Annotated in this window: 20 protein-coding genes; 9 read left to right on the forward strand and 11 right to left on the reverse strand. The window is 67.6% G+C overall.

Annotated elements, in window-relative coordinates:
* Positions 1 to 24 precede the first annotated feature (24 nt).
* The 3 genes from BDW41_RS20505 to secB form a co-directional block, all read right to left on the reverse strand.
* Positions 25 to 3,051 carry a DEAD/DEAH box helicase gene (locus BDW41_RS20505; protein WP_074551971.1) on the reverse strand — a complete coding sequence of 1,009 codons (3,027 nt, stop codon included), beginning with the start codon at positions 3,049 to 3,051 and terminating at the stop codon, positions 25 to 27.
* Between the two features lie 157 nt (positions 3,052 to 3,208).
* Positions 3,209 to 4,237, reverse strand: coding sequence for an NAD(P)H-dependent glycerol-3-phosphate dehydrogenase (locus BDW41_RS20510; RefSeq protein ID WP_074551926.1), 1,029 nt, complete (start codon positions 4,235 to 4,237; stop codon positions 3,209 to 3,211).
* Between the two features lie 19 nt (positions 4,238 to 4,256).
* Positions 4,257 to 4,748, reverse strand: coding sequence for a protein-export chaperone SecB (gene secB / locus BDW41_RS20515; RefSeq protein ID WP_019463605.1), 492 nt, complete (start codon positions 4,746 to 4,748; stop codon positions 4,257 to 4,259).
* A gap of 313 nt (positions 4,749 to 5,061) precedes the next feature.
* Between secB and rpmB the strand changes: the two genes are divergently transcribed.
* Together rpmB and rpmG are read left to right on the forward strand one after the other, a co-directional pair.
* Positions 5,062 to 5,298 (forward strand): 50S ribosomal protein L28, encoded by a 237-nt coding sequence (gene rpmB, locus BDW41_RS20520; protein ID WP_026033649.1) that lies wholly within the window; start codon positions 5,062 to 5,064, stop codon positions 5,296 to 5,298.
* 10 nt (positions 5,299 to 5,308) lie between these two features.
* On the forward strand, positions 5,309 to 5,476 hold the full coding sequence (gene rpmG / locus BDW41_RS20525) for a 50S ribosomal protein L33 (protein WP_008211962.1): 168 nt from the start codon (positions 5,309 to 5,311) through the stop codon (positions 5,474 to 5,476).
* Positions 5,477 to 5,697: 221 nt separating this feature from the next.
* Here rpmG and BDW41_RS20530 read toward each other — a convergent pair whose 3' ends face one another.
* Together BDW41_RS20530 and BDW41_RS20535 are read right to left on the reverse strand one after the other, a co-directional pair.
* Positions 5,698 to 6,024, reverse strand: a complete 327-nt coding sequence (locus tag BDW41_RS20530; RefSeq protein ID WP_074551925.1) for a hypothetical protein — start codon at positions 6,022 to 6,024, stop codon at positions 5,698 to 5,700.
* 170 nt (positions 6,025 to 6,194) lie between these two features.
* Entirely contained in the window at positions 6,195 to 6,878 is a 684-nt protein-coding gene (locus tag BDW41_RS20535) for an HAD family hydrolase (protein ID WP_074551924.1), read from the reverse strand.
* A 294-nt stretch (positions 6,879 to 7,172) separates the two neighbouring features.
* Between BDW41_RS20535 and BDW41_RS20540 the strand changes: the two genes are divergently transcribed.
* Entirely contained in the window at positions 7,173 to 7,484 is a 312-nt protein-coding gene (locus tag BDW41_RS20540; protein ID WP_146217396.1) for a hypothetical protein, read from the forward strand.
* Positions 7,485 to 7,511: 27 nt separating this feature from the next.
* On the opposite strand, the gene glk is transcribed toward BDW41_RS20540, so the two are convergent.
* Both glk and BDW41_RS20550 read right to left on the reverse strand, forming a co-directional pair.
* Complete coding sequence (glk, locus tag BDW41_RS20545; RefSeq protein WP_074551922.1) at positions 7,512 to 8,531, reverse strand: glucokinase; 1,020 nt, start codon at positions 8,529 to 8,531, stop codon at positions 7,512 to 7,514.
* Between the two features lie 165 nt (positions 8,532 to 8,696).
* Positions 8,697 to 9,401 (reverse strand): SDR family oxidoreductase, encoded by a 705-nt coding sequence (locus tag BDW41_RS20550; RefSeq protein WP_074551921.1) that lies wholly within the window; start codon positions 9,399 to 9,401, stop codon positions 8,697 to 8,699.
* A 185-nt stretch (positions 9,402 to 9,586) separates the two neighbouring features.
* Here BDW41_RS20550 and BDW41_RS20555 point away from each other — a divergent pair, with 185 nt between their 5' ends.
* The 4 genes from BDW41_RS20555 to BDW41_RS20570 are packed head-to-tail and all read left to right on the forward strand — an operon-like array spanning position 9,587 to position 14,353.
* Positions 9,587 to 10,114 carry a helix-turn-helix domain-containing protein gene (locus tag BDW41_RS20555; RefSeq protein ID WP_074551920.1) on the forward strand — a complete coding sequence of 176 codons (528 nt, stop codon included), beginning with the start codon at positions 9,587 to 9,589 and terminating at the stop codon, positions 10,112 to 10,114.
* Positions 10,111 to 11,214 (forward strand): HlyD family secretion protein, encoded by a 1,104-nt coding sequence (locus tag BDW41_RS20560; RefSeq protein ID WP_074551919.1) that lies wholly within the window; start codon positions 10,111 to 10,113, stop codon positions 11,212 to 11,214. Before BDW41_RS20555 ends, BDW41_RS20560 begins: the two co-directional genes overlap by 4 nt.
* The gene (locus BDW41_RS20565; RefSeq protein ID WP_074551918.1) at positions 11,211 to 12,809 is read left to right on the forward strand and encodes a DHA2 family efflux MFS transporter permease subunit; all 1,599 of its coding nucleotides are present in this window, start codon (positions 11,211 to 11,213) and stop codon (positions 12,807 to 12,809) included. Before BDW41_RS20560 ends, BDW41_RS20565 begins: the two co-directional genes overlap by 4 nt.
* Positions 12,810 to 12,835: 26 nt before the next feature.
* Positions 12,836 to 14,353 carry an efflux transporter outer membrane subunit gene (locus tag BDW41_RS20570; RefSeq protein WP_074551917.1) on the forward strand — a complete coding sequence of 506 codons (1,518 nt, stop codon included), beginning with the start codon at positions 12,836 to 12,838 and terminating at the stop codon, positions 14,351 to 14,353.
* Between the two features lie 10 nt (positions 14,354 to 14,363).
* Here BDW41_RS20570 and BDW41_RS20575 read toward each other — a convergent pair whose 3' ends face one another.
* From BDW41_RS20575 to BDW41_RS20585, 3 genes are read right to left on the reverse strand one after another with little or no spacing between them, the layout of a single operon-like run.
* Positions 14,364 to 15,806, reverse strand: a complete 1,443-nt coding sequence (locus BDW41_RS20575; protein ID WP_074551916.1) for a cytochrome c — start codon at positions 15,804 to 15,806, stop codon at positions 14,364 to 14,366.
* On the reverse strand, positions 15,803 to 17,578 hold the full coding sequence (locus BDW41_RS20580) for a GMC family oxidoreductase (protein WP_074551915.1): 1,776 nt from the start codon (positions 17,576 to 17,578) through the stop codon (positions 15,803 to 15,805). The genes BDW41_RS20575 and BDW41_RS20580 overlap by 4 nt, the downstream gene beginning before the upstream one ends.
* Positions 17,575 to 18,300: a gluconate 2-dehydrogenase subunit 3 family protein gene (locus BDW41_RS20585; RefSeq protein ID WP_074551914.1), complete on the reverse strand. Its 726-nt coding sequence runs from the start codon at positions 18,298 to 18,300 to the stop codon at positions 17,575 to 17,577. Before BDW41_RS20585 ends, BDW41_RS20580 begins: the two co-directional genes overlap by 4 nt.
* 486 nt (positions 18,301 to 18,786) lie before the next feature.
* Between BDW41_RS20585 and adiC the strand changes: the two genes are divergently transcribed.
* Positions 18,787 to 20,130 carry an arginine/agmatine antiporter gene (gene adiC / locus BDW41_RS20590; protein ID WP_074551913.1) on the forward strand — a complete coding sequence of 448 codons (1,344 nt, stop codon included), beginning with the start codon at positions 18,787 to 18,789 and terminating at the stop codon, positions 20,128 to 20,130.
* Between the two features lie 42 nt (positions 20,131 to 20,172).
* Positions 20,173 to 22,473, forward strand: coding sequence for an Orn/Lys/Arg decarboxylase N-terminal domain-containing protein (locus BDW41_RS20595; RefSeq protein WP_074551912.1), 2,301 nt, complete (start codon positions 20,173 to 20,175; stop codon positions 22,471 to 22,473).
* Positions 22,474 to 22,686: 213 nt separating this feature from the next.
* Here BDW41_RS20595 and BDW41_RS20600 read toward each other — a convergent pair whose 3' ends face one another.
* The gene (locus BDW41_RS20600) at positions 22,687 to 23,538 is read right to left on the reverse strand and encodes an alpha/beta hydrolase (protein WP_074551911.1); all 852 of its coding nucleotides are present in this window, start codon (positions 23,536 to 23,538) and stop codon (positions 22,687 to 22,689) included.
* Between the last annotated feature and the right edge of the window lie 109 nt (positions 23,539 to 23,647).

Here is a 23,647-nt window from a genome sequence, read left to right on the forward strand (position 1 = left end):
GCGAAAAGGGATCAAGCGCGACGATCAGCCCGGCGCCAGCAGCGCATCCAGGTCGGCTTGGTCGAAACTCAGCTTCTCGCGCGTGCCGCCGCCCTCGAGCACCGCCTCGGCCAGTTCCGCCTTGCGCGCCTTCAGCTCCTCGATGCGTTCCTCCACCGTGCCGCCGGTGATCAGGCGGAACACGAACACCGGCTTGTCCTGGCCGATGCGGTGCGCACGGTCGGACGCCTGGGCCTCCGCCGCAGGGTTCCACCACGGGTCGTAGTGGATCACGGTGTCGGCCGCGGTGAGGTTCAAGCCCACGCCGCCGGCTTTCAGCGAGAGCAGGAACAGCGGCACTTCGCCTTCCTGGAACTGGCGCACGGGTTCGGCGCGGTCGCGCGTTTCGCCGGTGAGGGTGACGTAGGGAATGCGCTGGCGATCGAGTTCGTGCGCGATCAGCTTGAGCATTTCGGTGAACTGCGAGAACAGCAGCACCTTGCGGCCTTCGGCGAGCAGGGCAGGCAGCATGTCCATCAGCAGTTCGAACTTGGCCGAATCGCGCACGCCGCGTGCCGCTTCCAGCTTCACCAGGCGCGGATCGCAGCACACCTGGCGCAGCTTGAGCAGCGCGTCGAGCACCACGATGCCGCTGTGCGCGATGCCGCGCTGGGCGATGACCTCGCGCAGTTCCTCCGCCAGCGACAGGCGCAGGCTTTCGTAGAGTTCGCGCTGGCGGCCTTCCAGCACCACGCGGCGGGTGATTTCCGTCTTCGGCGGCAACTCGTTCGCCACCTGCGACTTCGTGCGGCGCAGGATGAAGGGTGCGAGGCGGCGGTTGAGGCGATCCTGGCAGTCGGTGTCGCGATGGCGCTCGATCGGCACGCGGTAGTGGCGGCGGAACGCGCCCTCGTCGCCGAGCAGGCCGGGCACGGCCAGGTCAACCTGCGACCACAGTTCGCCCAGGTGATTTTCCAGCGGCGTGCCGGTGAGGCAGATGCAGCGCGGCGCGCGCAGGCTGAGCACGGCGCGGCGCGCCTGGGTGCGCGGGTTTTTCACCTGCTGCGCTTCATCCAGCACGATCAGCGAGAACGGTTGCTTGCGCAGCTGCACCACGTCGCGCGGCAACAGCGCGTAACTGGTGAGCACCACGTCGTGCGTGCCCAGTTGCGAGAAGTCGCCGCTGCGTTGCGGGCCGTGCAGGGCGAGCACGCGCAGCGCGGGTGCGAAGCGCGCGACTTCGGCCATCCAGTTCGGAATGAGGCTGGTCGGCACGACCACGAGCGCGGGCTCGGTCAGCGCGCCGCGCTCCTTCAGCGCCAGCAGATGCGTGATGAGCTGCAGCGTCTTGCCCAGGCCCATGTCGTCGGCGAGCACGCCGCCGACGCCGGCTTCGGCCAGCGCGTTGAGCCAGCGCAGGCCTTCGCGCTGATAGGGGCGCAGTTCCACCGTGAGGCCATCGGGCACCGCGTCGCTGGCGCGCTCGGCCGCGTCGCGCAGGCGCGCGGTGAAGCCGCGCAGCGCATCGGGTGCTTCCAGTTCGCCGCCGGTGGGCAGCGCCTCGGCGAGTTCTTCCAGGCGGCCGGCCTGCACGCGCGGCAGGTGGAGCTTCTTGCGCGGACGTTCCAGGTATTCCGCCAGCGGCGCGAGCAGGCCGCGCAGTTCCTTCAGGCGCACGGGCACGCGGCGCCGTTCGTCGACGGGCGCGTACCACACGGCGTCTTCCGGCTCGTTCGGCACCGGGCTCAGGTTCAACTGATGGTCGGCCAGCGCCTGCGCCACGGCGGGCAGCAGGTTGTGGCGCTTGCCTTCCAGTTCGATGCCGATTTCCAGGTCGAAGGCGTGGTCGTCGGTGTCTTCCACCGCGTTGCCGTACCAGCGCACCGGACCTTCGAGCACTTCGAAGGGGAAGCTGGGCGCGTAGTCGAGCAGGAAGCCTTCCGCTTCCAGCTTGGGCCGCAGCGCCAACCAGCGCGCGGGCGTGTTCACTTCCAGCGCGCCGGCGTAACCCTTGCCGGGGAATAGCCAGGCGTCATCGGGCAAGGTGTCGGCGAGATCCCAGGGCAGGCCTTCGGTATCCACACCGGGCGTGAGGCCGGCGCGTTCGAGCTGTTCCATCGCGGAGAGTTCCTCCGCGCGGCGGCGGGTGATCTCCACCAGATGGCCGTTGCGCACGCGCCGCACCAGCGGCTCGCCGCCGCGGCCAGGCAGGCGCTCGCCCGCGTAGTCGAAGGCGAGTCGCGCATAGGCCAGCGGCGGCGTGCCGGCGGCGAGGCGCGCGTGGCGCGTGAGCGCGTGCAGGGTGAGCACCGGCTTGGGCGCGAGTTCGGCGCGGCGCATTTCGCCCAGCACCTGCGGCAACGGCAGGCGGTGCGACAGTCGGCTGCGCGGCAAGGCATCGCGCAGGGTCTGGCTGTACTCATGTTTCAGCGGCGGCAGGTCCAGCCACGCGGTTTCTTCCAGTGGCGCGTCCAGGTGGCCGAGCTCGGCGCGTTCGGCATCCAGATACCAGAGCGCGTCGATGCGCAGCACGCGATGGTTGGTCGGCAGGCAGGGCAGCAGGCGCTGGCTGCCGTCGTTTTCCAGGTGCCATTGCCAGTTGAGCTGGTGGCCCTTGCCGCGCGACAGGCGCAGTCCGGCCAGGCCGCCGAGAAAACACGGCGTGGTGTCGAGGATCTCCGCCAGCAGCGCATCGCCGACATGGCCGCTGAGGCGCGCGTAGCTGCGGCTCTTGCGCAAGGTCTGCGGCAGGCCGAGCACGGTGGCGGCCAGTCGTTGCTCGTGCGGCTGCAACGGCTGTTGCGACAGGTGCTTGCTGTCCAGCGGCGCGGGGCGCACGAAGCGGCCCTGCTCGGCCACCGCCAGCAGCACAGGGGCGACATCCACGTGCGCATAAGGCTGGCCTTCCTCGGGCACCACGTCGAGAAAGAAGCCGAGCACCAGGGGTTCCGGCGCGACCGTCGGCGCCGATGCCGCCAGCAGTTTGCGCCAGACGCCGGGCAGCGGCTCGCTGACACCCTCGTCGTGCGACGGGGCCGGGCGGTCGTGGCGTTTATCGTCCGGTGACTGCATGCGCATTCGGTCCGATTCGGTCCGCTAGGGCGACCAAAAGATTCAGCTTAGCAAGGCTCTTGCGTGTGTGCGCGTCTCAGCTCCGGTTTTTTCAAACCGGAGCGGATCGTTCTGCATGAGGCGCTGAATGTGAACGGCCGATGCGCCGCCCGTAGCGTTACGCCGCGGGCGTGAACAGGCCCTTGGGATACTCGGGCTTCTGCTCGCGGCTCATCAGCCGCTTGAGGCCTTCGGCCGGCGTGACCTCGCCGTGCAGCACGGCGCGCACGCCGCTGCTGATGGGCAGGTCCAGGCCGTGCTTGGTGGCCAGTCGCGCCACTTCATCGGCGGTGAGCACGCTTTCCACCACCTGGCCGATCTCGCGCACGGCCTCGTCGATGGCCTTGCCCTTGCCCAGCGCCAGGCCAAGACGACGGTTGCGCGACAGGTCACCGGTGCAGGTGAGCACCAGATCGCCCAGGCCGGCGAGGCCCATCAGCGTTTCCGGACGCGCACCCAGCGCCACGCCGAGGCGAAGCATTTCGTTCATGCCGCGGGTGATCAGGCCGGCACGCGCGTTCAGGCCCAGGTTCATGCCATCGGCCACGCCGGTGGCGACCGCCAGCACGTTCTTCATGGCGCCGCCCAGCTCCGCGCCCAGCACGTCGCTGCCGGAATAGGCGCGGAAGTTCGGCGCGTGCAGCACCAGGGCCAGGTCGTGCGCGAAGGCGTCGTCGTCGGAATGGACGGTGACGGCGCTGGGCATGCCCGAGGCCACTTCCTTGGCGAACGAGGGGCCGGTGACCACGGCCGCCGCGCGGCCTGGGAAGCGCTCGGCCACCAGTTCGTGCAGGAAACGGCCCGTGCCCGGCTCGAACCCCTTGGTGGCCCAGGCGATGCGGGCGTCGGGAGCGAGGTAGGGCTGGATCTCCTCCAGAATGGAGGCGAACGCGTGGCTCGGCACCACGATCAGCACCAGCTGGGCGCCGCGCAGGGCGGCGGCCAGGTCGGGCTCGTAGACCAGTTCGGCCGGCAGCTCGATATCGGGCAGGTAGCGCTGGTTGCGACGGGTTTGCTCCATCGCCTTCAGCGCGGCCGCATCGCGCCCCCAGAGCCGGGTCGGCACCTGGTTGCGGGCGGCCAGGGCCGCCAGGGCGGTGCCCCAGGAACCGGCACCGAGCACGGCCAGGGTCGGACGCTCAACCATGAGCTTGAGACCCCTGGGTTCAGCTATTGAGCGTCGGCGCGGCGCTGCCGCCGAGGATGCGGCGCTGCTGCTCGGCATACAGCGCGTCGAAGTTGATCGGCTGCAGCAGGAACGGCGGGAAGCCGCCTTCCAGCACCAGCGAGGACAGCATCTGGCGAGCGTACGGGAACAGCAGGTTCGGGCAGTAGCTGTTCAGGATGCCGGCCTGGTCCTCTTCCGAGAAACCGGCGATGCCGAACACGCCGGCCTGGTGCACTTCGGCCAGGTAGGCGGTGCGCTCGCCCAGCGAGCAGGTCAGGGTCAGGCTCAGCACCACTTCGAACAGGTCGTTGCCCATGTCGGTGGACTTCTGGCCCAGGTTCAGCTGCACCTGCGGCTGCTGGTCGGTTTCACCCACGTCCTGGAAGATCTGCGGGGCGTTGGGCGCCTCGTAGGACACGTCCTTGATGTAGATCTTCTGCAGCACCAGCTGCGGCTGGCCGGCCTGGCCGTTGGCGGAGACGTCTGCCATGGGGAAATCCTCGTAAAGTGTTCGGTGCGTGAAAACGCAAAGGTCTTGATTGTTCCATACATCCCCGCGCCCCGCCATGCGCCCGGGTTCTCAAACTGGGCAAATATTGCGCACCGCCCTGTTTTTCTGGGAGAATAGCCGGCTCGACCATGCCGACCCGGGCTTCCGGGCACGTCCGCGACGCGATGCGGGCCTCACGGCAGACGCGAAAAGCTCCATCTCCAGCATCGCGTGGCGCTTGCGCCGCTGGGCCGATGCCGCCCTGGCCAACGGGTGGCAAACGCGCCCCAGGGCGCCTGCACAGGAGGTCATCATGGCCCGTATTTGCCAAGTCACCGGAAAGGGTGTGCGGACTGGTAACAACGTCTCGCACGCTAACAACAAAACCCGTCGCCGCTGGTTGCCCAACCTGCATGAGCGCCGCTTCTGGGTCCCGAGCGAGAACCGCTGGGTGAAGCTGCGCGTTTCCAACCACGCCCTGCGCACGATCGACAAGAACGGCATCGAAGCCGTGCTCGCCGACCTGCGTGCCCGCGGCGAAAAGATCTGAGGATTGAGCCATGGCTAACAGCAAGCAAGACAAGATCCGCCTGATCTCTTCGGCCGGCACCGGCCACTTCTACACCACGCAGAAGAACAAGAAGAACACCCCGGAAAAGTTCGAGTTCAAGAAGTACGATCCGGTGGTTCGCAAGCACGTGATCTACAAGGAAGGCAAGATCAAGTAAGCCCCTCGGGTTTAGCTTGCTTCCTCGAAAAACCCGCCGCGAGGCGGGTTTTTTGTTGTCCGCTTGCCGCCGCTTCGGCGTGCTCGCGGAAGCTCGATTTTCATGCCCGTGTCTTGCAGCCGCGTAGCGCGAATGTGGCCGTGACCGCGGATCGCAGCTGACACCAGCGCGCCACGCATGTACGACACACGCGTGCAGTGGGCCATGGGCCAACGCGAGAGCTACATCGCCGGCCTCGTCCGCAACAGCGCATCCACCGCCTGCTGCCACTGTGGCGAGCCGGGCTGCGACTGCGGTGCTTCCTGCCCCAGCTTGTGCTGCACGGCGCTGCTCCACTCCGGCGAGCCGCGGTCCGGCCCGTGGCCGTCGTCGCTGATGTGCAGGCGCTCGTCCACCCACGCATACCATTGCGGCGAGCCGAGCTCGGCGTTGTCCGGCGTGTTCTGCGCGGCGGCCTTGGGTTGCGGCGGCTTCTGGTCGGGCGGCGGCGAGGCGGGCGAGCACGCGGCGAGCAGCGCGAGAGGAAGCATGGCGAGAAAGCGGCGCATGGCGGCCTCCTGTGTTCCTGATCGGTCTTTGAGACTAACCGCTGCCGTCCATGCGGCGATGAATCGCGCCTGACGGCGAGAGCGAGGAGTGAGTCAAGAGGAGTGAGAAGTGAGAGAGAAGCGATGCTGGCGACTCTCACTCCTCACTTCTCTTCACTCACTCCTGCTTTTCAGCTTCGCGCCACCACTTCGTCGATGTGCTTGAGCAGGTCGGCCGGGTCTTCGTAGACGCGGAAGGCGCCGGCATCCTCGAGTTCCTCCTGGCCATAGCCGCCGGAGAGCAGGCCCACGCCGAGCGCACGCGCGTGCTGCGCGGCGAGCATGTCCCAGATGCTGTCGCCGATGACGAGGCTGTAGTGGATGTCCACGCCCAGCCGCTGCGCGGCGGTGATGAAAAGATCCGGATCGGGCTTCGCATGGCGCACCTGGTCGCGCGTCACCACCGGCACCTTGGACGGATCGACGCCGAGCGCTTCGAGGTTGTGCGCAGCCGTCTGCATGCGCCCGCTGGTGGCGATGGCCCACGGAATGTCGGCATCGGTGAGGAAGGCCAGCAGCTCGCGCGCGCCCGGCAGGGGACGCACCGAACCCTGCGTGGCCTGTCGGTTGTACGCCTCCGCGTGCCACGCGCGCAGGCGCGCCAAGCGTTCCTCGGTGATCTCCAGCCCGGTTTCGCGCAGCAGGATGTTGGTGAACAGGCCGCCGCTCATGCCGATCTTGCGGTGGATGCGCCACACCGACAGTTCCACGCCTTCGCGATCGAGCGCTTCCTTCCACGCCAGCACGTGCTGGTAGACGCTGTCGACGAGGGTGCCGTCGAGATCGAACAGGAAGGCGGTATCGGCGCGTGGCATGGCGGATTCGCTTGATCGGGGGAGGGCACTACAGCGTAGCACTGCGGGCAGTGCTTACCCGCGAAGCGTGATGCAACGCACGCTGTCATGTAGGGCTGCCCGCGGGATGACAGAAAGCGCCGCAGGCGATGCCTAACGTAGATGGCGTCGAACGGATGCATCCTGCCGGGGGGCGAGGAGCGGAAGTGGCGACCGGGCGAGCGCATCTCGTGCGCCCGTCCACTCACCGACGAACACATGCCCCCGGCGGCGCGCATGCGCGACATACCGACCACTCAAGTCCGGGGGGACAGCATGAAACGCATCAGTCTGTTGGGGGTGATGGGCGCGGCAAGCTTGATGGCCGCACCCGCGGCGGTGGCGAGCGGGGGCTATGCACGCATCGTGTTCACGGGTGCCGTGGTCAACGACGCCTGCCCGTCGGGCACGCCGTTGATCGGTTCGCGCGGAGGCATGGGCGTGTGCACCGTGGCGGGCGCGGCACGCGCGGTGTACGTGGAACAGACGAGCATGGCGAGCGACTACAGCGGCGTTGCCATGCTCGATTACTTCGTGGAGCGGCCGGGCGGCGGCCGCAAGCTGGTGGTGACGCGCCAGTACCGCTGAGCCGGTGGCCAACGGCTGGCGGAAACGTCAGCCGTTCGGCAGCAGTGGCTTGCCGGCGTCGAGCACGGCGAGCGCGGCGGCGCCGAGCAGGCCCGGATCCGGATGCATCATCGCCACGGTCGGCACCTGCTCCAGCGTTTCGCGGAAACGGCCCTTCGCTTCGAAGCGTTCGCGGAAGCCGCCGTGCTGCAGCCACGGCAGCAGGATCGGCAGCATGCCGCCGGTCAGGAACACGCCGTCCCAGCCGCCCAGGCTCAGCACCAGGTCGCCGGCGACGCTGCCGAAGATGCCGGCCAGCGTTTCCACCGTGCGCACGCACAGCGCGTCCGTGCCGGCTTCGGCGCGGGCGGTGATGTCTTCGGGCGTGTATTCCTCCGGTGGCTGGCCGGCGATGTCGGCCAGCGCGAGGTACAGGTTCACCAGGCCGTTGCCGCAGATCATGCGTTCGCTGGAGACGCGGCCGAAGCGCGCGTTGAGGCGATGCAGGATTTCCACGTCCTCCGCCGTGTGGGCCGCGAAGCCGGCGTGGCCGCCTTCGGTTTCCAGCACGATCCAGCGGCCTTCGCGACGCATCAGGCCGGCCACGCCCAGGCCCGTGCCCGGGCCCACCACCACGAAGGTCTGCGTGTCGCGCGCGCCCGGCGAGGGCATCGCCTGCGGGCCCACTGAGGTGAGCTGGTCGGGCGTATGCAGCGGCACGGCCATGGCCTGCGCCGCGAAATCGTTCACCAGATGCACCGCCTCCATGCCCAGCTCGGCCTGCAGCGCATGCGCCGCGACCTGCCACGGGTTGTTGGTGACCTTCACCGTCTCGCCCTCGCTCACGCGGCCGGCGGCAGCGATGACGGCGCGCGAGGCGGTGAACCCCGTGTCGGTGAAATACTGGCGGATGGCTTCGGCCAGCGAGGCGTGGTCCTTGACGCGGTAGCGCCGCACGCTGTCGTCCATCAGCGGGTTGGACCGGCCCGTGTCAGCCAGTGCGAATCGCACATTGGTGCCGCCGAGGTCAGCAAGCAAGGTCGGGGCGGCACGGGCTGGTGTTCTCATGGACGGTCCTGCACTTGGGGAGACAGTAAGGGTGACTCCACCGGGCTGTTTCGTCCAGTAGTGCAATGCAGCGAACGGCGGTTTTCCAGCCATTCGGCGGCGAATGGCTGGACGTCCGGCCGTCCATCGCGGACGGGGCGGCGGCCCCGTCCGCGATGCCCTGGATCAGGCCGCGCCGAGGTAGGCCGCGCGCGGTGCGTTGAAGCCCGCCTTCACCTGTTTGGCGGTGTCGTCGGCAAGAATTTCCGAATCGCCGCGCTCCAGCGCTTCCAGCGTGCGCTGCGCGATGTCGTCCGGGCTCGCCTTGGGCGCATCGACGTGGCTGACCATGTCAGTGTCGATATAACCGGCGTGGATGCCCAGCACCTGCGTGCCCTGTTCGCGCAGCTCGTTGCGCAGGCTGTTGGTCAGCGCCCACGCGGCGGCCTTGGACACCGAGTACGCGCTGGTGCTGGGCAGGCTGATCCAGCTCAACGCGGAAAGCATGTTGACCAGCGCGCCGCCGCCGTTCTTCTTCAGCACCGGCGCAAACGCCACGCTCACGTTGTGGATGCCGTAGAGATTGGTTTCCATGATGCGGCGCAGATCGTGCTGGCCTTCCCGCGCATCGAGCAGCGGGATGCCGCCGGTGATGCCCGCGTTGTTGATGACGATGTCCACGTCGGAAGCGAGCGCCGCGGCGGCGGCGGCATCTTCCGGACGCGTCACGTCGAGCTTCACCGGCACGACGCCGGCCAGGGTGACGGTGGAAGGATCGCGCGCGCCGGCATAGACCTTGCGCGCGCCCGCGGCGAGCAGCGCCTTGGCGAAGGCAAGGCCGAGGCCGCGGTTGGCGCCGGTGACGAGAACGGTGGAGCCCTGGATTTTCATCGGTATGTCCTGTGGGTGGGAGCGACGGCTATTTATATGATTTAAATCATATAAATCGGATATTCGCGGCTCCAAGGGCGCTTCCGCGACGCTCCGTTTCACGGAGGCATCACAAAAAGTCACTTGCATTCCGCAAGTTACGATTTATATGATCATCATCATTCAATCTACCACGAGTCGCCAACGTGCGCCGCACCGCCTTCGAAAACATGGCATGCCCCATCGCCCAGGCCCTGGATCGCGTGGGCGATGGCTGGAGCATGCTGATCCTGCGGGATGCCTTTTACGGCCTGAGCCGCTTCGACGATTTCCAGGCCAGCCTGGGCATCGCGCCCAACATCCTCAGCCGCCGGCTGGCGACGCTGGTGGAGCAGGGCATGCTGGAGCGCCGCCGCTACAGCAGCCGTCCGGTGCGGCACGAATACGTGCTCACGGAATGCGGGCGCGACTTCCGCCCCGTGCTGCTGGCCCTGATGGCCTGGGGCAACCGCCACTTCTCGCCCGACGGCCACGCCATCGAACTGGTCGACCGCCACACCGGGCAACTGGTCGAGCCGATGTTCGTCGACCGCCGCACCGGCGAACCCATTACCCGCGAACGCCACCAGATGCGCGCCGGCCCCGCCGCCGACGAGCGCATGCGCGCGCGCATCGCGTTGCGCAATTCACGCCTGCCTTCCCCTGATCCCATCCCCTCGGAGTCCACCCCATGAACGTCGCCACCGCCGCCGAGCGCGCGGACAGTCCCGCGCTGGTCGAACCTGTTCCACGCCATCGCAAGAAACACATCCTGCGCGTCGCCATCGGCATCGCGCTGATCGCCGGCATCGTCTACGGCACGCACTGGTGGACGACGGGCCGCTTCATCGAAGACACCGACGACGCCTATGTCGGCGGCGACGTCACCGTGGTCGGGCCCAAGGTGCCCGGCTATATCGCGCAGGTGGCAGTGACCGACAACCAGTTCGTGCACGCCGGCGACCTGCTGGTGAAGATCGACGACCGCGATTACCGCGCGGCCGTGGCGCGCGCCGACGGCGCCGTCGCCGCGCAGCAGGCCCTGCTCGCCAACCTCGACGCGAACGAAAAACTGCAGGAGGCGGTGATCCGTCAGGCGCAGGCCGGCGTGGCCGCCGCGGATGCGGAAACGCAACGCTCGCGCGATGACGAGGCGCGTTATCGCGACCTCTCCAGCCGCTCGGCCGTTTCCATCGAAAGCGCGCAGCGCGCCGACGCCACCTACAAGACAGCGCGCGCCGCGACGGACAAGGCGCAGGCCGCGCTCGTCGCCGCGCAACGCCAGATCGACGTCATCGAGTCGCAGAAACAACAGGCGCGCGCCGCGTTGCAGCAGGCCATCGCCGAGCGCGACATCGCCCGCTTGAACGAGGGCTACACCGAACTGCGCGCGCCGGTGGACGGCGTGGTGGGCAACCGCCGCGCACGCACCGGCGCCTATGCGGCAGCCGGCACGCAGTTGTTGTCGGTAGTGCCGGCGCGCGGCCTGTGGGTGGATGCCAACTTCAAGGAAGACCAGCTGGCGCGCATGCGCGCGGGCCAGCCGGTGGAAATCCGCGCGGACGTACTGCCGGGCCGCGTGTTCCGCGGCCATCTCGCCAGCCTCGCGCCCGCCACGGGTGCGCAGTTCAGCGTGCTGCCGCCGGAAAACGCCACCGGCAACTTCACCAAGGTCGTGCAGCGCGTGCCGGTGCGCGTGGTGCTGGACGACAAGGACAGCCAGCTCGGCGTGCTGCGCCCGGGACTCTCCGTGGTCGCCGACGTGGATACGCGCGCCGTGGCCGCCACGCCATGAACGCCGTCGCCGGCCGCGTGCCGTACTCCGAACCGGTGGATCCCGCCGCGCTGAGCATGGCGCAGAAGGTGTTCGCCTTCGCCACCATGTGCGTGGGCATGTTCATCGCCCTGCTGGACATCCAGATCGTGTCCGCCTCGCTGCGCGACATCGGCGGCGGGCTCTCTGCCGGTGCGGACGAAACGGCGTGGGTGCAGACCAGTTACCTGATCGCGGAGATCGTGGTGATCCCGTTGTCGGGCTGGCTCTCGCGCGTGATGTCCACGCGCTGGCTGTTCGCCGCCTCCGCCGCGGGCTTCACCATCACCAGCATGCTGTGCGGCGCCGCCTGGGACATCAAGAGCATGATCGTGTTCCGTGCACTGCAGGGTTTTCTCGGCGGCTCGATGATCCCCACGGTGTTCACCACCGCGTTCGTGTTCTTCCACAACAAGCAGCGCGTGATCGCGGCGGCCACCATCGGCGCCATCGCCTCGCTGGCGCCCACGCTGGGTCCGACGCTGGGCGGATGGATCACCGACAACGCCTCGTGGCACTGGCTGTTCTTCATCAACCTCGTGCCCGGCATCTTCGTCACGGTGGCGGTGCCGATGCTGGTGAACATCGATCGCCCCGATCTCTCGCTGCTGCGCCACGCCGACTACCTGGGCATGGTGCTGCTCGCGGTGTTCCTCGGCTGCCTGGAATACACGCTGGAAGAAGGCCCGCGCTGGAACTGGTTCAGCGACCAGGTGATCCTGGCCAATGCGTGGCTGTCGGGCATCGCGGGCGTGGGTTTCGTGGCGCGCAGCCTGACCTATGAACATCCGGTGGTGGACCTGCGCGCGCTGCGCGACCGCAACTTCGCGCTCGGTTCGTTCTTCTCCTTCGTCACCGGCATCGGGCTGTTCTCCACCATCTATCTCACGCCGCTGTTCCTAGGGCGCGTGCGCGGCTACAGCGCCCTGCAGATCGGCGAGGCGATCTTCTCCACCGGCGTGTTCCAGATCATGAGCATTCCGCTGTACGCCTTTCTCGCGCGGCGCTACGACCTGCGCTGGATCATGATGGCGGGGCTCGCGCTGTTTGCCGTGTCGATGTGGGATTTCTCGCCGATCACGCACGACTGGGGCGCGCGCGAACTGCTGCTGCCGCAGGCGCTGCGCGGCATGGCGCAGCAGCTGGCGGTGCCGCCCGCGGTGACATTGACGCTCGGCGGCCTGGCGCCGGCGCGATTGAAACTGGCGTCCGGCCTGTTCAACCTCATGCGCAACCTCGGCGGCGCCATCGGCATCGCCGTGTGCGCCACCATCCTCAACGACCGCACCAACCTGCATTTCTATCGACTGGCCGAACATCTCAACGCCGGCAACGAGGCGATGAACGGCTGGCTGGCGCAGACCAGCACGCACCTGGCCGAGCTGGGGCAGGGTGCCGCGGGCGATCCGGACGGCTCGCTGCACCAGCTGTGGCAATTGGCCTATCGCGAAGCGCAGACCTTGTCGTACGCCGACGCGTTCCTCGCCATCGGCCTGTGCTTCGCCGTCGCCACGGTGATGGTGCCGCTGATGCGCAAGGTGGCGCCTCCGGCGGGCCCTTCCGCGGACGCGCACTGAATCCTTACTTCTCCTCGAGAACTCACATGAACACTTCGCTTTCGTTCCGCGCTGGCGCGTCACGCGTCGCGTCGCGCCGTTCCTCCCTGCGCATGGCCGCGATGGCGGCGGCACTGCTCGGCCTTGCCGGTTGCACCGTGGGGCCCGACTACGTGCGCCCGGAGGTCAAGACCCACGCGCAGTACAGCAGCCAATCCATGCTGGATACGCGCGAAGCGGCGCAGAGCGCGCCGGAACTCGACACGTGGTGGCAGGGCTTCGGCGATCCGGAACTGACGCGCATCATCGGTCGCGTGATGGCACAGAACCTCGACCTTGCCGCCGCCATGGCGCGCGTGGACCAGGCCCGCGCCGCCGCGCGCGAGGCCGGTGCGCAACTCGCACCGCAAGGCAGCCTGGACGGACAGCTGACGCAGCTGCACCAGTCCACCAAGAGTCCGCTCGGCGAGATCGCCAGCCATACGCCGGGCTACCAGCGCACGCAGACGCTGGAGAACATCGGCGTGGGCGCCAGCTGGGAGCTTGATCTTGCCGGCGGCCTGCATCGCGGTGCGGAAGCGGCGGATGCCGAAGCGCAGGCGGCGGAAGCCAATCGCGATGGCGTGCGCGTTTCCATCGCCGCCGAAGCGGCGGACAGCTACTTCCAGGTGCGCGGCGCGCAGGAACGCATCCGCCTCGCGCAACAGCAGATCGACACCGAGACGCAGTTGCTGGAACTGGTGAAGGTGCGCCTTGCCGGCGGCCTCGCCACCTCGCGCGAAGCGGCGCAAGCCCAGGCGCTGGTGCTGCAAGCCAAGGCCACCTTGCCGCCGCTGCGCACCACGCTGGCGCAGCAGCTCAACCGCCTCGACGTGTTGATGGGCGTGCCGCCCGGCACCTATGCCGCCGAACTCAAGGACAGCCCGCGGAACTACACCGTGCCCGCCATCGCCACCGACGGCGGCCCCGACATGCTGTTGCGCCGCCGCCCCGACGTGATCGCCGCGGAGCGCAAGCTCGCCGCATCCAACGCACGCATCGGCGTGGCGGTGGCCGAGTACTACCCGAAAGTCTCGCTGGGCGGCCTGCTCGGTTTTGACAGCCTGCACAGCGGTTCGCTGTTCTCGTCGCAGGCATTCCAGCCGCAGGCCGTGCTTGGCCTGCACTGGCGGCTATTCGATTTCGGCCGGGTCGATGCCGAGGTGGCGCAGGCCAAGGGCGCCAACGCGGAAGCGCTGGCGCTGTATCGCCAATCCATGCTGCGCGCCACGGAAGACGTGGAGAACGCCATCGTCTCGCTGGCCGAACTGGAAACCCAGCATCGCGACCTCACGGACGAAGTGAAGGCGCACGAAGATGCGCGCGCCGCCGCGCAGGACGCCTACAAGGGCGGCGCCGTCAGCCTGATCGAAGTGCTGGACGAAGATCGCCAGCTGCTCGCATCGCGCGACGAACTCGCGCGCGTGCACGCGGACGACGCGCGCGCCGCCGTCGCCACGTTCCGCGCGCTGGGCGGCGGCTGGTCCAACGGCGATGCCGGCGAGAAAGCGGTGGCGGAGCGCTGAGCGCTGCCGGCTACTTGTTCGTCACCGGCACGCCGGCCTGATCCTCGGCGAGCGGGCCGGGCGCGTCCGATCCGCGCTGTCGCGGATCGTAGCCGCTCATCAGCGGCTCGCCCGCGGGCGGCAGGTCGCGCAGACGCGCCACGTCCTGCGCGGACACGGCGCCGCCGCGATTGCCCCAGCTGGAGCGCGCGAAGCTGAGGATCTCGGCGATCTGCTGGTTGTTCAGGCGTTCGCGGAAGGCCGGCATGGTGAACTGCGTGGGTGCATCGCGGCCCGCTGGCATGGTGCCGCCGTGCAATACCAGGCGGATCGCGGAGGCCGCGTTGTCGCCGTTGAGCACAGGGTTGCCGGCCAGCGCGGGGAACACTTGACCGTAGCCGTGGCCGTCGGTGCGATGGCAGGTGGCGCAGTTGTCCACGTAGAGCTGCGCGCCCGGCGCGCTGACGTTGCCGCTGTGCAGTGCGGTGTGCGTGGCGTCGCTGTACGTCACCGCCTGCTCGTCGCGCGCGGCCGGCAATGACTTGAGGAAGTGCGCGATGGCAGCAACGTCCGGATCGTTCAGGTACTGCGTGCTGTGCTCGACCACGTCGCTCATGCCACCGAACACGGCGCTGCGCTCGGATCGCCCGCTCTTGAGCAGCGCGGCGATCTCTTCCTCGCTGACGCTGCCCAGGCCGCTGGCCAGTTCGCTGCGCAGGCTGGGCGCGACCCAGTTGTCGCTTTCGCCGCCGCTCAGGTAGGCGGTGCCGTCGCGCGGGCCCAGCGCCTTTTCCTGCAGCGTGAACGAACGCGGCGTGTGGCAGGCGCCGCAGTGGCCTAGCCCCTCCACCAGATATTGCCCGCGTGCGAGCGCGGCATCGCCGGTGGCGGCGGTTTCCACCGGCGTCACCTTGGGCGCGAACAGCCAGCGCCAGTAGGTGAGCGGCCAGCGCATGGAAAGCGGCCACGCGATGCCTTCGCGCTTGTTCGCCTGCTTCACCGGCGGCACGCCGTGCATGAAGTACGCGTACAGCGCCTGGATGTCCTGATCGCTCACCTTGGCATACGAGGGATAAGGCATGGCTGGGTACAGCGTGTGGCCCTCGTCGTCGATGCCGCGCCGCACCGCGCGCTCGAATTGCCCGTAGGTGAACTTGCCGATGCCGGTGTCCGGATCGGGCGTGATGTTGGTGCTGTAGATGGTGCCGATGGGCGAGGCAATCGGCAGCCCGCCCGCGAACGGCTGGCCGCCCGGCGCGGTGTGGCAGGCCACGCAGTCGCCGATGTGCGCGAGGTATTCGCCCTGCTTGATCTGCTCGGCCGTGGTATCCGGCGCCTTCGCGGCCGGGTCGCCGCCGCCGCCCGGAAACAGCATGGCGGCCATCCAGGCGATCAGCACCAGCACGACCAGCACCACGATCAGGCGGAGCAAGCCGCCACCGCTGCGCCGCCGACGTCTCCCGTAGGTGTTCATGCCTGCACCAATGGGCCGGGTTGCTTGAGGTAGGTCTCGCGGATCGCCTTGACCGACATGTAGGTCAGGCCGCCGATGAGGCCCGTCGGGTTGTAGCCCAGGTTCTGCGGAAAGGCCGACGCGCCGGTGACGAACACGTTCGGCACGTCCCAGCTCTGCTGGAAGCGATTGAGCGCGCTGATGTCGGGCGAGGGTCCCTGGATCACGCCGCCCGTGGTGTGCGTGGTCTGGTACTGCCGGATGTCGTAGTGATCCCCCGGCTTGCGCAGCGTCAGCGAAGTCGCCTTGGGGTTCATCTGCTTGACGATTTCCTGCGCGCGCTCCGTCACGAACCGGGACATCTTGTACTCGTTGTCGTGCCAGTCGAAGGTGATGCGCAGCAAGGGCAGGCCGAAGGCGTCGTTGTAGGTGGGGTCCAGGTCCAGGTAGCGGTCGCGATAGGACATCACGGAACCGTGCGTCGCCACGGTGGTGGCGTGCAGGTAGCTGTCCCTGGCGGCCTTCTTCCATGCCGCGCCCCACGCGGGCGTGCCGGGCGGCACGATCAATTGCTGGATCGGCCGGCCGCCGGTCTGTCCGCCGTAGATGTACGCGCCGCCGATGAAACCGTGCGGCCCGTGGTCGAAATGGTCGGCGTTGAAATCGTCCACGATCTGCACGCCGCCCGCACCCGCACCGATGAAGGGATTGATCGCCACGTCCTTGTCGAAGAACACGCCCATGCTGCTCATCATCTGGTACGCGTAGTTCTTGCCGATCACGCCCTTGCCGGTGTTGGGGTCGTAAGGCGTGCCGATGCCCGAGAGCAGCATCAGGCGCACGTTGTGCATCTGGAAGGCGGCGACGATCACCAGATCCGCGGGCTGCTCCACCTGCTGTCCCTGCGCGTCGACATAAGTGACGCCGGTGGCGCGCTTGCCGCTGGAATCGAGGTTGATCTTCGTCACGTGGCTGTGCGTGCGAAGCTCGAAATTCGGCTTGCGCATCAGCACCGGCAGGATGGTGGTCTGCGGCGACGCCTTGGAATACATGAAGCAACCGAAGCGCTCGCAATAGCCGCACAGGTTGCATGGCCCCAGCCGCGCGCCATAGGGATTGGTGTACGGGCGCGAGGCGTTGTCCGATGGCTGCGGAAACGGGTGATAGCCTACCGCGCGCGCGGCATCGGCGAACAGCTTGGCGCCGTAGGTGTCCGACACGGCCGGGTTGGGATACGGCTTCTTGCGCGGGCCTTCGAACGGATTGCCGCCCGGCTGGATCTGGCCGTTGAGGTTGCCCGCCGTGCCCGAGGTGCCGCACAGGTATTCGAACTGTTCCAGGTACGGCTCCAGTTCGTCATAGGTAACGCCGTAATCCTGGATCTGCATGTCCTCGGGGATGAACTTCTGCCCGTAGCGCTTGCTGATGTGGCTGCGGATTTCCAGGTCTTCGGGCGAGGGCCGGTAGTGCTGGCCGTTCCAGTGGATGCCCGCGCCGCCCACGTTGTTGCCGAACAGGAACGAGCCGTACTGGCGGTACGGCACCGCCGTGTCGCTCATCGCGTGACGCACCGTGACGGTTTCGCGCGCCAGCGGCTGGAACAGCTCGCCGCGCACGCCATAGGCGAGTTCGTCGGCATTGTGCGGATAGACGAAATCCGGCGAGGTGTCGCGATAGGCGCCGCGTTCCAGCGCCAGGATCTTCAGGCCCGTGTCCGCCAGCTCGATGCCCATGATGGCGCCGGTCCAGCCGAAGCCGACGATGACGATGTCGACCGGCTTCATGCGGATCATGACTCGGCCCCTTCGATCGACACCGGCCCGAACGGATAGGCCTTGCCCGCCTGGTCCATCCAGTCGGTGAAATCCGCGCGCGCGCCGGGAAAGCCGATCATCTTCCACGCCGCCATCTGCTTGTTGCCGCCGTACATGGGGTCGGCGAAATAGCCTTCCTTGGTGTTGGTGAGCAGCTGCGCGAAGAAGGTCGCGGTGGGCACGTCGTCCAGCGTGATCTCGCCCTTCTCCAGCTGATGCAGGATCGCATCGCGCTGGTCCGCCGGCAGCGCGGCGAACGTCTGGTTGTGCTGCTTCCGGCACCAGTCGTCGATGGCGGCGATGCCCTTGCGATAGAGCTCGCGCGGGGTGTAACGCAACTGATACCCCAGGGTCGGCGGCGCATCGGGAACGAACGGCCCCTGCATGTACCACAGGCCGCCGTGGCCGTAGGCCGCTTCCATCTGGCGATCGAGAAATTCCGGTACGCCCGCTTCCACGGCGCCGGGGCCGTCCTCGTTGGCGGGGATCAGGCGATCCACCGCGGCCTGCAGGAAATCCCACTCGGGCGCGGTGAAGTAGCGCGGCGTGTACTTCGGGCCGGCGGCGGCGGCGGGCTCGGCCGCGGTGCCGCTTTGCGTCTGCGCGATGGCCGCCGTTCCCAACAGGCTGACCGCCGGAACCGCCACCAGCGACTGCCGCAGAAAGTCGCGACGTGAAGGCGAACTGGGCTTGCTCGTCATGACACTCCCCGTACCTACGCGCGTTGCGCTCGCACATGCTGACGCGGCAGGTGATTGCAAAACGTGAAAACCACTGACATGTGGACGCACGCGAAGCGCCTGCATCAGGGATTTCCGCCGCGATACGGACGATCATCCTTCACGGCATGTCGACCGCTTGCATGACGACAATCCCGCTTCATGGTGTCACCCGACGAGTGCAGGGCCGAAGGATGTCGGTCGCGACGCGGTTCGGGCGCAGGGGTGGTGTGGCGCTTCCCTGCAGTCGGGTGACGGTGAGGTCGGCCGCGACATGGAGTGTGTCACCCGATGATCCTGCGAGCCGCTCGACGCATGGCCAACACCACGCGCACGCAACAACGCGCGGCAGGGGCGGCATTCGCCGTTCCCTCCACTCGCACGTTCTCTTTATCGCCGTCTTCGCTTCGCGCTTTTCGCGTGGCGGCGGGCACGCGTTTGTCCCCTTGATCACTCGGGAGCCACGTCATGGCAGATGAAAAACGCAAGATCGGCGTCGTCGCCGCCACCTTCCTGGTGGCGGGCAACATGATGGGCTCGGGCGTGTTCCTGCTGCCCGGCAGCCTCGCCAAGATCGGCAGCGTGTCGATGTGGGGTTGGGTGGTCACCACCATCGGCTCGCTGCTGCTGGCCTTCGTGTTCGCCAAGCTGGGCCGCCTCGCGCCGAAAGCCGGCGGCCCTTATGCGTATGCACGCGATGCGTTCGGCCCGTACATGGGTTTCCAGACCAACACCATCTACTGGTTCGCCAACTGGATCGGCAACGTGGCACTGCCCGTCGCGGCGGTGGGCTACTTCAGCTATTTCATTCCCGCGCTGTCGCAGCCCCTGGTGCGCACCATCGTGGTGCTGGTGCTGATCTGGCTGTTCACCTTCGCCAACATCCTCGGCGCGCAGGTGGTGGCGCGCATCCAGTCGATCACCACTTCGTTCGCGCTGGTGCCGCTGTTCGGCATCGCCATCTTCGGCTGGTTCTTCTTCAAGAGCGACCTGTTCGCTGCCGCGTACAACGTCACCGGCAAGGGCGATTTCCAGGCGATTTCCGGCGCGGCCTCGCTGACCCTGTGGGCGTTCATTGGCGTGGAATCCGCCTCGGTGTCGGCGGCGGTAGTGAAGAACCCCGAGAAGAACGTCGCCATCGCCACCATCGCGGGCGTGGCGCTGGCCGCCGTGGTGTACATCTCCAGCTCCGCCGTGATCATGGGCATGATCCCCAACGACCAGCTGCAGGTGGCCGACGCGCCGTTCGCGCTGGCGGCACAGGTGGCCATCGGCAACATCGGCGGCGGCGTGGTGAGCCTGTGCGCGGCGCTGGGCGCCGGCGGCTCGCTGGGTGGCTGGATCCTGCTGACCGCGCTCAGCGCCAAGGCCGCGGGCGACGATGGCCTGTTTCCCAAAATCTTCAGCAAGGCGAACAAGGACGACACGCCCGTGCAGGGCCTGTTGATCGTGGGCGTGCTGATGTCGCTGATCGTGCTGATCACGGCCGCCTCGCCCACGGCGTCGGAACAGTTCGAGGTGATCACGCAGGCCGCGGTGGTGCTGACCCTGCTGCCCTACATCTATTCCTGCGTGGCCTGCTATTTCGCGGTGGAGCTCAGCCATGCCACGGTGCACACCGGCATCTACTGGGTGCTGACCAGCATCACTGTCGTGTACTGCCTGTGGGCCATCTTCGGCACCAACGGCCAGATGGTGACCTACGCCTTCCTGTTCATGCTGTTCATCACCGTGTTCTATCCGTTCTTCAGCGAACAGCGCCGGCAGGACAAGGCCACCCGGGCCGCGCTGCCCGGCACGCCGCGCGCCTGAGCACCGTTTCCCCCCTCGCCCTGCGATCGATGGAGTCGCCCCATGTATTTCAACGCCCTGGATTATCCCGTCGTCATCATCGATGCCGACTACGACTCGCCGCGCATCAACGGCATCCTCATCCGCGCGCTGGCGGACGAAATCCGCAGCTACGGCCATCGCGTGCTGAGCGGCCTCACCATGAGCGACGCGGAAGCTGGCGCGCGCACCTACAACGCGGCCTCGGCAGTGCTCATTTCCATTGACGGCGAGGAGGAAGGGCCGCACCAGTTCGACCGCCTGTACGACTTCCTCAACACGCAGCTGGCCTATCGCGAGAACCTGCCGATCTTCCTGTACGGCGAGCGGCGCACGGTGGAGCAGATCCCCACCCGGCTGCTCAGCATCACGCACGGCTTCATCTTCCTCTACGAGGACACCAAGGCCTTCATCGCCAAGCAGGTGATGCGCGCGGCCGACGAGTACATGGAAAACCTGATGCCGCCGTTCTTCAAGGCGCTGGTGCATCACGCGGCGGAGTCGAACTACTCGTGGCACACGCCGGGCCATGGCGGCGGCGTGGCGTTCACCAAGTCGGCGGAGGGCCGCGCGTTCCACCAGTTCTTCGGCGAGAACACCTTGCGCAGTGACCTGTCCGTGTCGGTGCCGGAACTGGGCTCGCTGCTCGACCACACCGGCCCGGTGAAGGCGGCGGAAACCGAAGCCGCGCGCAACTTCGGCGCGGACCACACCTTCTTCGTCACCAACGGCACCTCCACCTCGAACAAGATCGTGTGGCACGCCACGGTGGCGCGCGGCGACGTGGTGTTCGTCGATCGCAACTGCCACAAATCGCTGCTGCACTCGCTGGTGATGACCGGCGCGGTGCCGGTGTATTTCACGCCCAGCCGCAACGCGCACGGCATCATCGGGCCGATCAGCCTGGACCAGTTCGATCCCAAGTCCATGGCCAAGGCCATCGCGGCAAATCCGCTGGCCAGCAAGGCGGCCAAGGCCAAGGGCAAGGACTTCAAGCCGAAGATCGCCGTGGTCACCAACTCCACCTACGACGGCCTTTGCTACAACGTGGAGAAGATCGCCAAGGACATCGGCGGCGGCGTGGACTTCCTGCACTTCGACGAGGCGTGGTACGGCTACGCCGCCTTCCACGAGCTGTACGACAACCATTACGCGATGGCCAAGGGCAAGCCGCGCGACCAGGACCCGATCATCTTCGCCACGCAGTCCACGCACAAACTGCTGGCGGCGTTCTCGCAGGCCTCGATGATCCATGCGCGCAACAGCCGCACGCGCAAGCTGGACGCGGACCGCTTCAACGAGGCGTTCATGATGCACACTTCCACCTCGCCGCACTACGGCATCATCGCCTCGTGCGACGTGGCCTCGCGCATGATGGAGGGCCGCGCCGGCCGCAGCCTGATCGACCAGATGCACAAGGAAGCCATCGCCTTCCGCCGCGCCGTGCTGCACGTGGGCGACGGCATCAAGAAGGGCGACTGGTGGTTCAGCGTGTGGCAGCCCGACGGCCTCACGGAACGCCTGGACGAAGGCGAACGCGCCGGCCAGCCCGTGACCACCAGGCAGGCCGACTGGAAGCTGGCGCCCAAGGCCGCCTGGCACGGCTTCGGCGACCTGCCGCGCGACTACGTGATGATCGACCCGATCAAGGTCACCCTGGTGATGCCGGGCCTGGGCATGGACGGCAAGGTGCAGAAGCAGGGCATACCCGCCGCGGTGGTGAGCCGCTTCCTGTGGGGGCGCGGCATCACGGTGGAGAAGACCAACCTCTACTCCTTCCTCATCCTGTTCTCCATGGGCGTCACCAAGGGCAAGTGGAGCACGCTCACCACCGAGCTGCTGGCGTTCAAGGAGCTGTACGACGCCAACGCGCCGCTGAGCAAGGCGCTGCCCTCGCTGGTGCAGGAACACCCCGTGGCCTACGCCGATACCGGCCTGCGCGACCTGTGCGACGCGCTGCATGCGTTCAACACCAAGAACAAGGTGGCCCAGGTGATGCGCGAGATGTACGTGGAACTGCCCGAGCCCGTGCTCGCGCCATGGGAAGCCTACGACCGCCTGGTGCGTGGCGAAGTGGAACACGTGGAGATCGACAAGCTCGCCGGCCGCATCGCCGCCACCATGCTGGTGCCGTATCCGCCGGGCATCCCGGTGATCATGCCGGGCGAGAAATTCGGCGCGAAGGATTCACCCATCATCGAAAGCCTGCGCACGGCCAAGGAGCAGAACGAACGCTTCCCCGGCTTCGAGTCGGATATCCATGGGCTCATCATCGAGCAGGGAGAGGATGGGCCGCGGTATGTGGTGGAGGTGCTGAAGAAGTAGGTTGCAGGGGCGCGTTCGCGTTTCTCGCGGACGCGCCCTTGCTCGTCATTCCGGCCTGCGCCGGAATGACGGTCTCGCTTGGTCATGCTTTGGGGCAAGCGTGAAAAGAACGTGGCGTGGAGGCATCTCACTGCGCACCTACCCCTCACCGTCATTCCGGCGCAGGCCGGAATCCAGTGACTTTGCCTTTCCCTTAGCCAGAGCCGCTCCGCATCACCCGCGCTTCTGCAACCAATCCCCCAACTGCTTCAGCACCTGGCTGCGCGCCGGTTCCGCCTCGTTGAACAGCTCGTGGTACAGCGCGTCGAAATAGCGCGTGGTGAGCTGGCCGCCGGCCCAGTTTCCGGAGGAGAAATCCCGGCTGCCGGCCGGGTTCACCAGCTTGTCCGAGCCTGCTACCAGCAGCAGCGTCGGCACGGTGAGCTTGCCTGCGTCCGCCACCGAGGCGTCGCCCGCGCGGAAGATGAAATCCGCCAGTCGCGGCGTGATCCAGCCATGGCGCAGCGGATCGGCGCGGTACGCCGGCTCCACCTGCGGGTCGTGCGAGAGCTTGTCGAACGGCAGGCCGTTCGGCAGCGGCAGGTTGGGCAGCAGCTTCGCCAGCGTCGCGGCCAGCTTCTGCCGCCATGCGGGCTCCCAGGTGCGCAGGGCAGGGGAGGACAGCACCAGCGCCGGCGGCTCCACGCGACGGTCGAGCACGCTGCGCGCGGCGACCAGGCCGCCCATGCTGTGCCCGAGCAACAGCGGGCGCCTGGGCAGGCTGTTGGCGTAGTCGTTGTAGACGGTGGCCAGGTCTTCCAGCAGGTCGTTGCCGTGGGACAGCGCGCCGCGACGGCCCGGCGTCTGGCCGTGGCCGCGCTGGTCGTAGCTGCGCACCGCGAAGCCGCGCGTGCGGAACCAGCCGGCCAGGCGCTGGTAGCGGCCGCTGTGCTCGCCCAGCCCATGCACGATCAGCACCGCATCGTGCGCGCGGCTGTTCGGCCAGTCGCGCACGAACAGGGGCTGGCCGTCGGCCATGGTCAGGATCTGGCTGCGTTCGCTGCCGTGGTCGCCCGGGTGGTTCACATCGCGCTCTCGACGGGAAAGGCCCGCATTCTGCAACAAGCGGCGCGGGTTTGGCGCGCGGCGTGGCGGCAGCTCGCCGGGCCCAACAACGCGCCCAACAAAAAGGGAG

Source organism: Dyella sp. AtDHG13 (assembly GCF_003201105.1).
GTDB lineage: Bacteria > Pseudomonadota > Gammaproteobacteria > Xanthomonadales > Rhodanobacteraceae > Dyella > Dyella jiangningensis_B.

What these genes read in the sequence shown, in the direction of transcription:
- BDW41_RS20505 (WP_074551971.1), bottom strand. Translation starts at nt 3,051, where the DNA reads ATGCAGTCACCGGACGATAAACGCCACGACCGCCCGGCCCCGTCGCAC.
- BDW41_RS20510 (WP_074551926.1), bottom strand. Translation starts at nt 4,237, where the DNA reads ATGGTTGAGCGTCCGACCCTGGCCGTGCTCGGTGCCGGTTCCTGGGGC.
- secB (WP_019463605.1), bottom strand. Translation starts at nt 4,748, where the DNA reads ATGGCAGACGTCTCCGCCAACGGCCAGGCCGGCCAGCCGCAGCTGGTG.
- rpmB (WP_026033649.1), top strand. Translation starts at nt 5,062, where the DNA reads ATGGCCCGTATTTGCCAAGTCACCGGAAAGGGTGTGCGGACTGGTAAC.
- rpmG (WP_008211962.1), top strand. Translation starts at nt 5,309, where the DNA reads ATGGCTAACAGCAAGCAAGACAAGATCCGCCTGATCTCTTCGGCCGGC.
- BDW41_RS20530 (WP_074551925.1), bottom strand. Translation starts at nt 6,024, where the DNA reads ATGCGCCGCTTTCTCGCCATGCTTCCTCTCGCGCTGCTCGCCGCGTGC.
- BDW41_RS20535 (WP_074551924.1), bottom strand. Translation starts at nt 6,878, where the DNA reads ATGCCACGCGCCGATACCGCCTTCCTGTTCGATCTCGACGGCACCCTC.
- BDW41_RS20540 (WP_146217396.1), top strand. Translation starts at nt 7,173, where the DNA reads ATGAAACGCATCAGTCTGTTGGGGGTGATGGGCGCGGCAAGCTTGATG.
- glk (WP_074551922.1), bottom strand. Translation starts at nt 8,531, where the DNA reads ATGAGAACACCAGCCCGTGCCGCCCCGACCTTGCTTGCTGACCTCGGC.
- BDW41_RS20550 (WP_074551921.1), bottom strand. Translation starts at nt 9,401, where the DNA reads ATGAAAATCCAGGGCTCCACCGTTCTCGTCACCGGCGCCAACCGCGGC.
- BDW41_RS20560 (WP_074551919.1), top strand. Translation starts at nt 10,111, where the DNA reads ATGAACGTCGCCACCGCCGCCGAGCGCGCGGACAGTCCCGCGCTGGTC.
- BDW41_RS20565 (WP_074551918.1), top strand. Translation starts at nt 11,211, where the DNA reads ATGAACGCCGTCGCCGGCCGCGTGCCGTACTCCGAACCGGTGGATCCC.
- BDW41_RS20570 (WP_074551917.1), top strand. Translation starts at nt 12,836, where the DNA reads ATGAACACTTCGCTTTCGTTCCGCGCTGGCGCGTCACGCGTCGCGTCG.
- BDW41_RS20575 (WP_074551916.1), bottom strand. Translation starts at nt 15,806, where the DNA reads ATGAACACCTACGGGAGACGTCGGCGGCGCAGCGGTGGCGGCTTGCTC.
- BDW41_RS20580 (WP_074551915.1), bottom strand. Translation starts at nt 17,578, where the DNA reads ATGATCCGCATGAAGCCGGTCGACATCGTCATCGTCGGCTTCGGCTGG.
- BDW41_RS20585 (WP_074551914.1), bottom strand. Translation starts at nt 18,300, where the DNA reads ATGACGAGCAAGCCCAGTTCGCCTTCACGTCGCGACTTTCTGCGGCAG.
- adiC (WP_074551913.1), top strand. Translation starts at nt 18,787, where the DNA reads ATGGCAGATGAAAAACGCAAGATCGGCGTCGTCGCCGCCACCTTCCTG.
- BDW41_RS20595 (WP_074551912.1), top strand. Translation starts at nt 20,173, where the DNA reads ATGTATTTCAACGCCCTGGATTATCCCGTCGTCATCATCGATGCCGAC.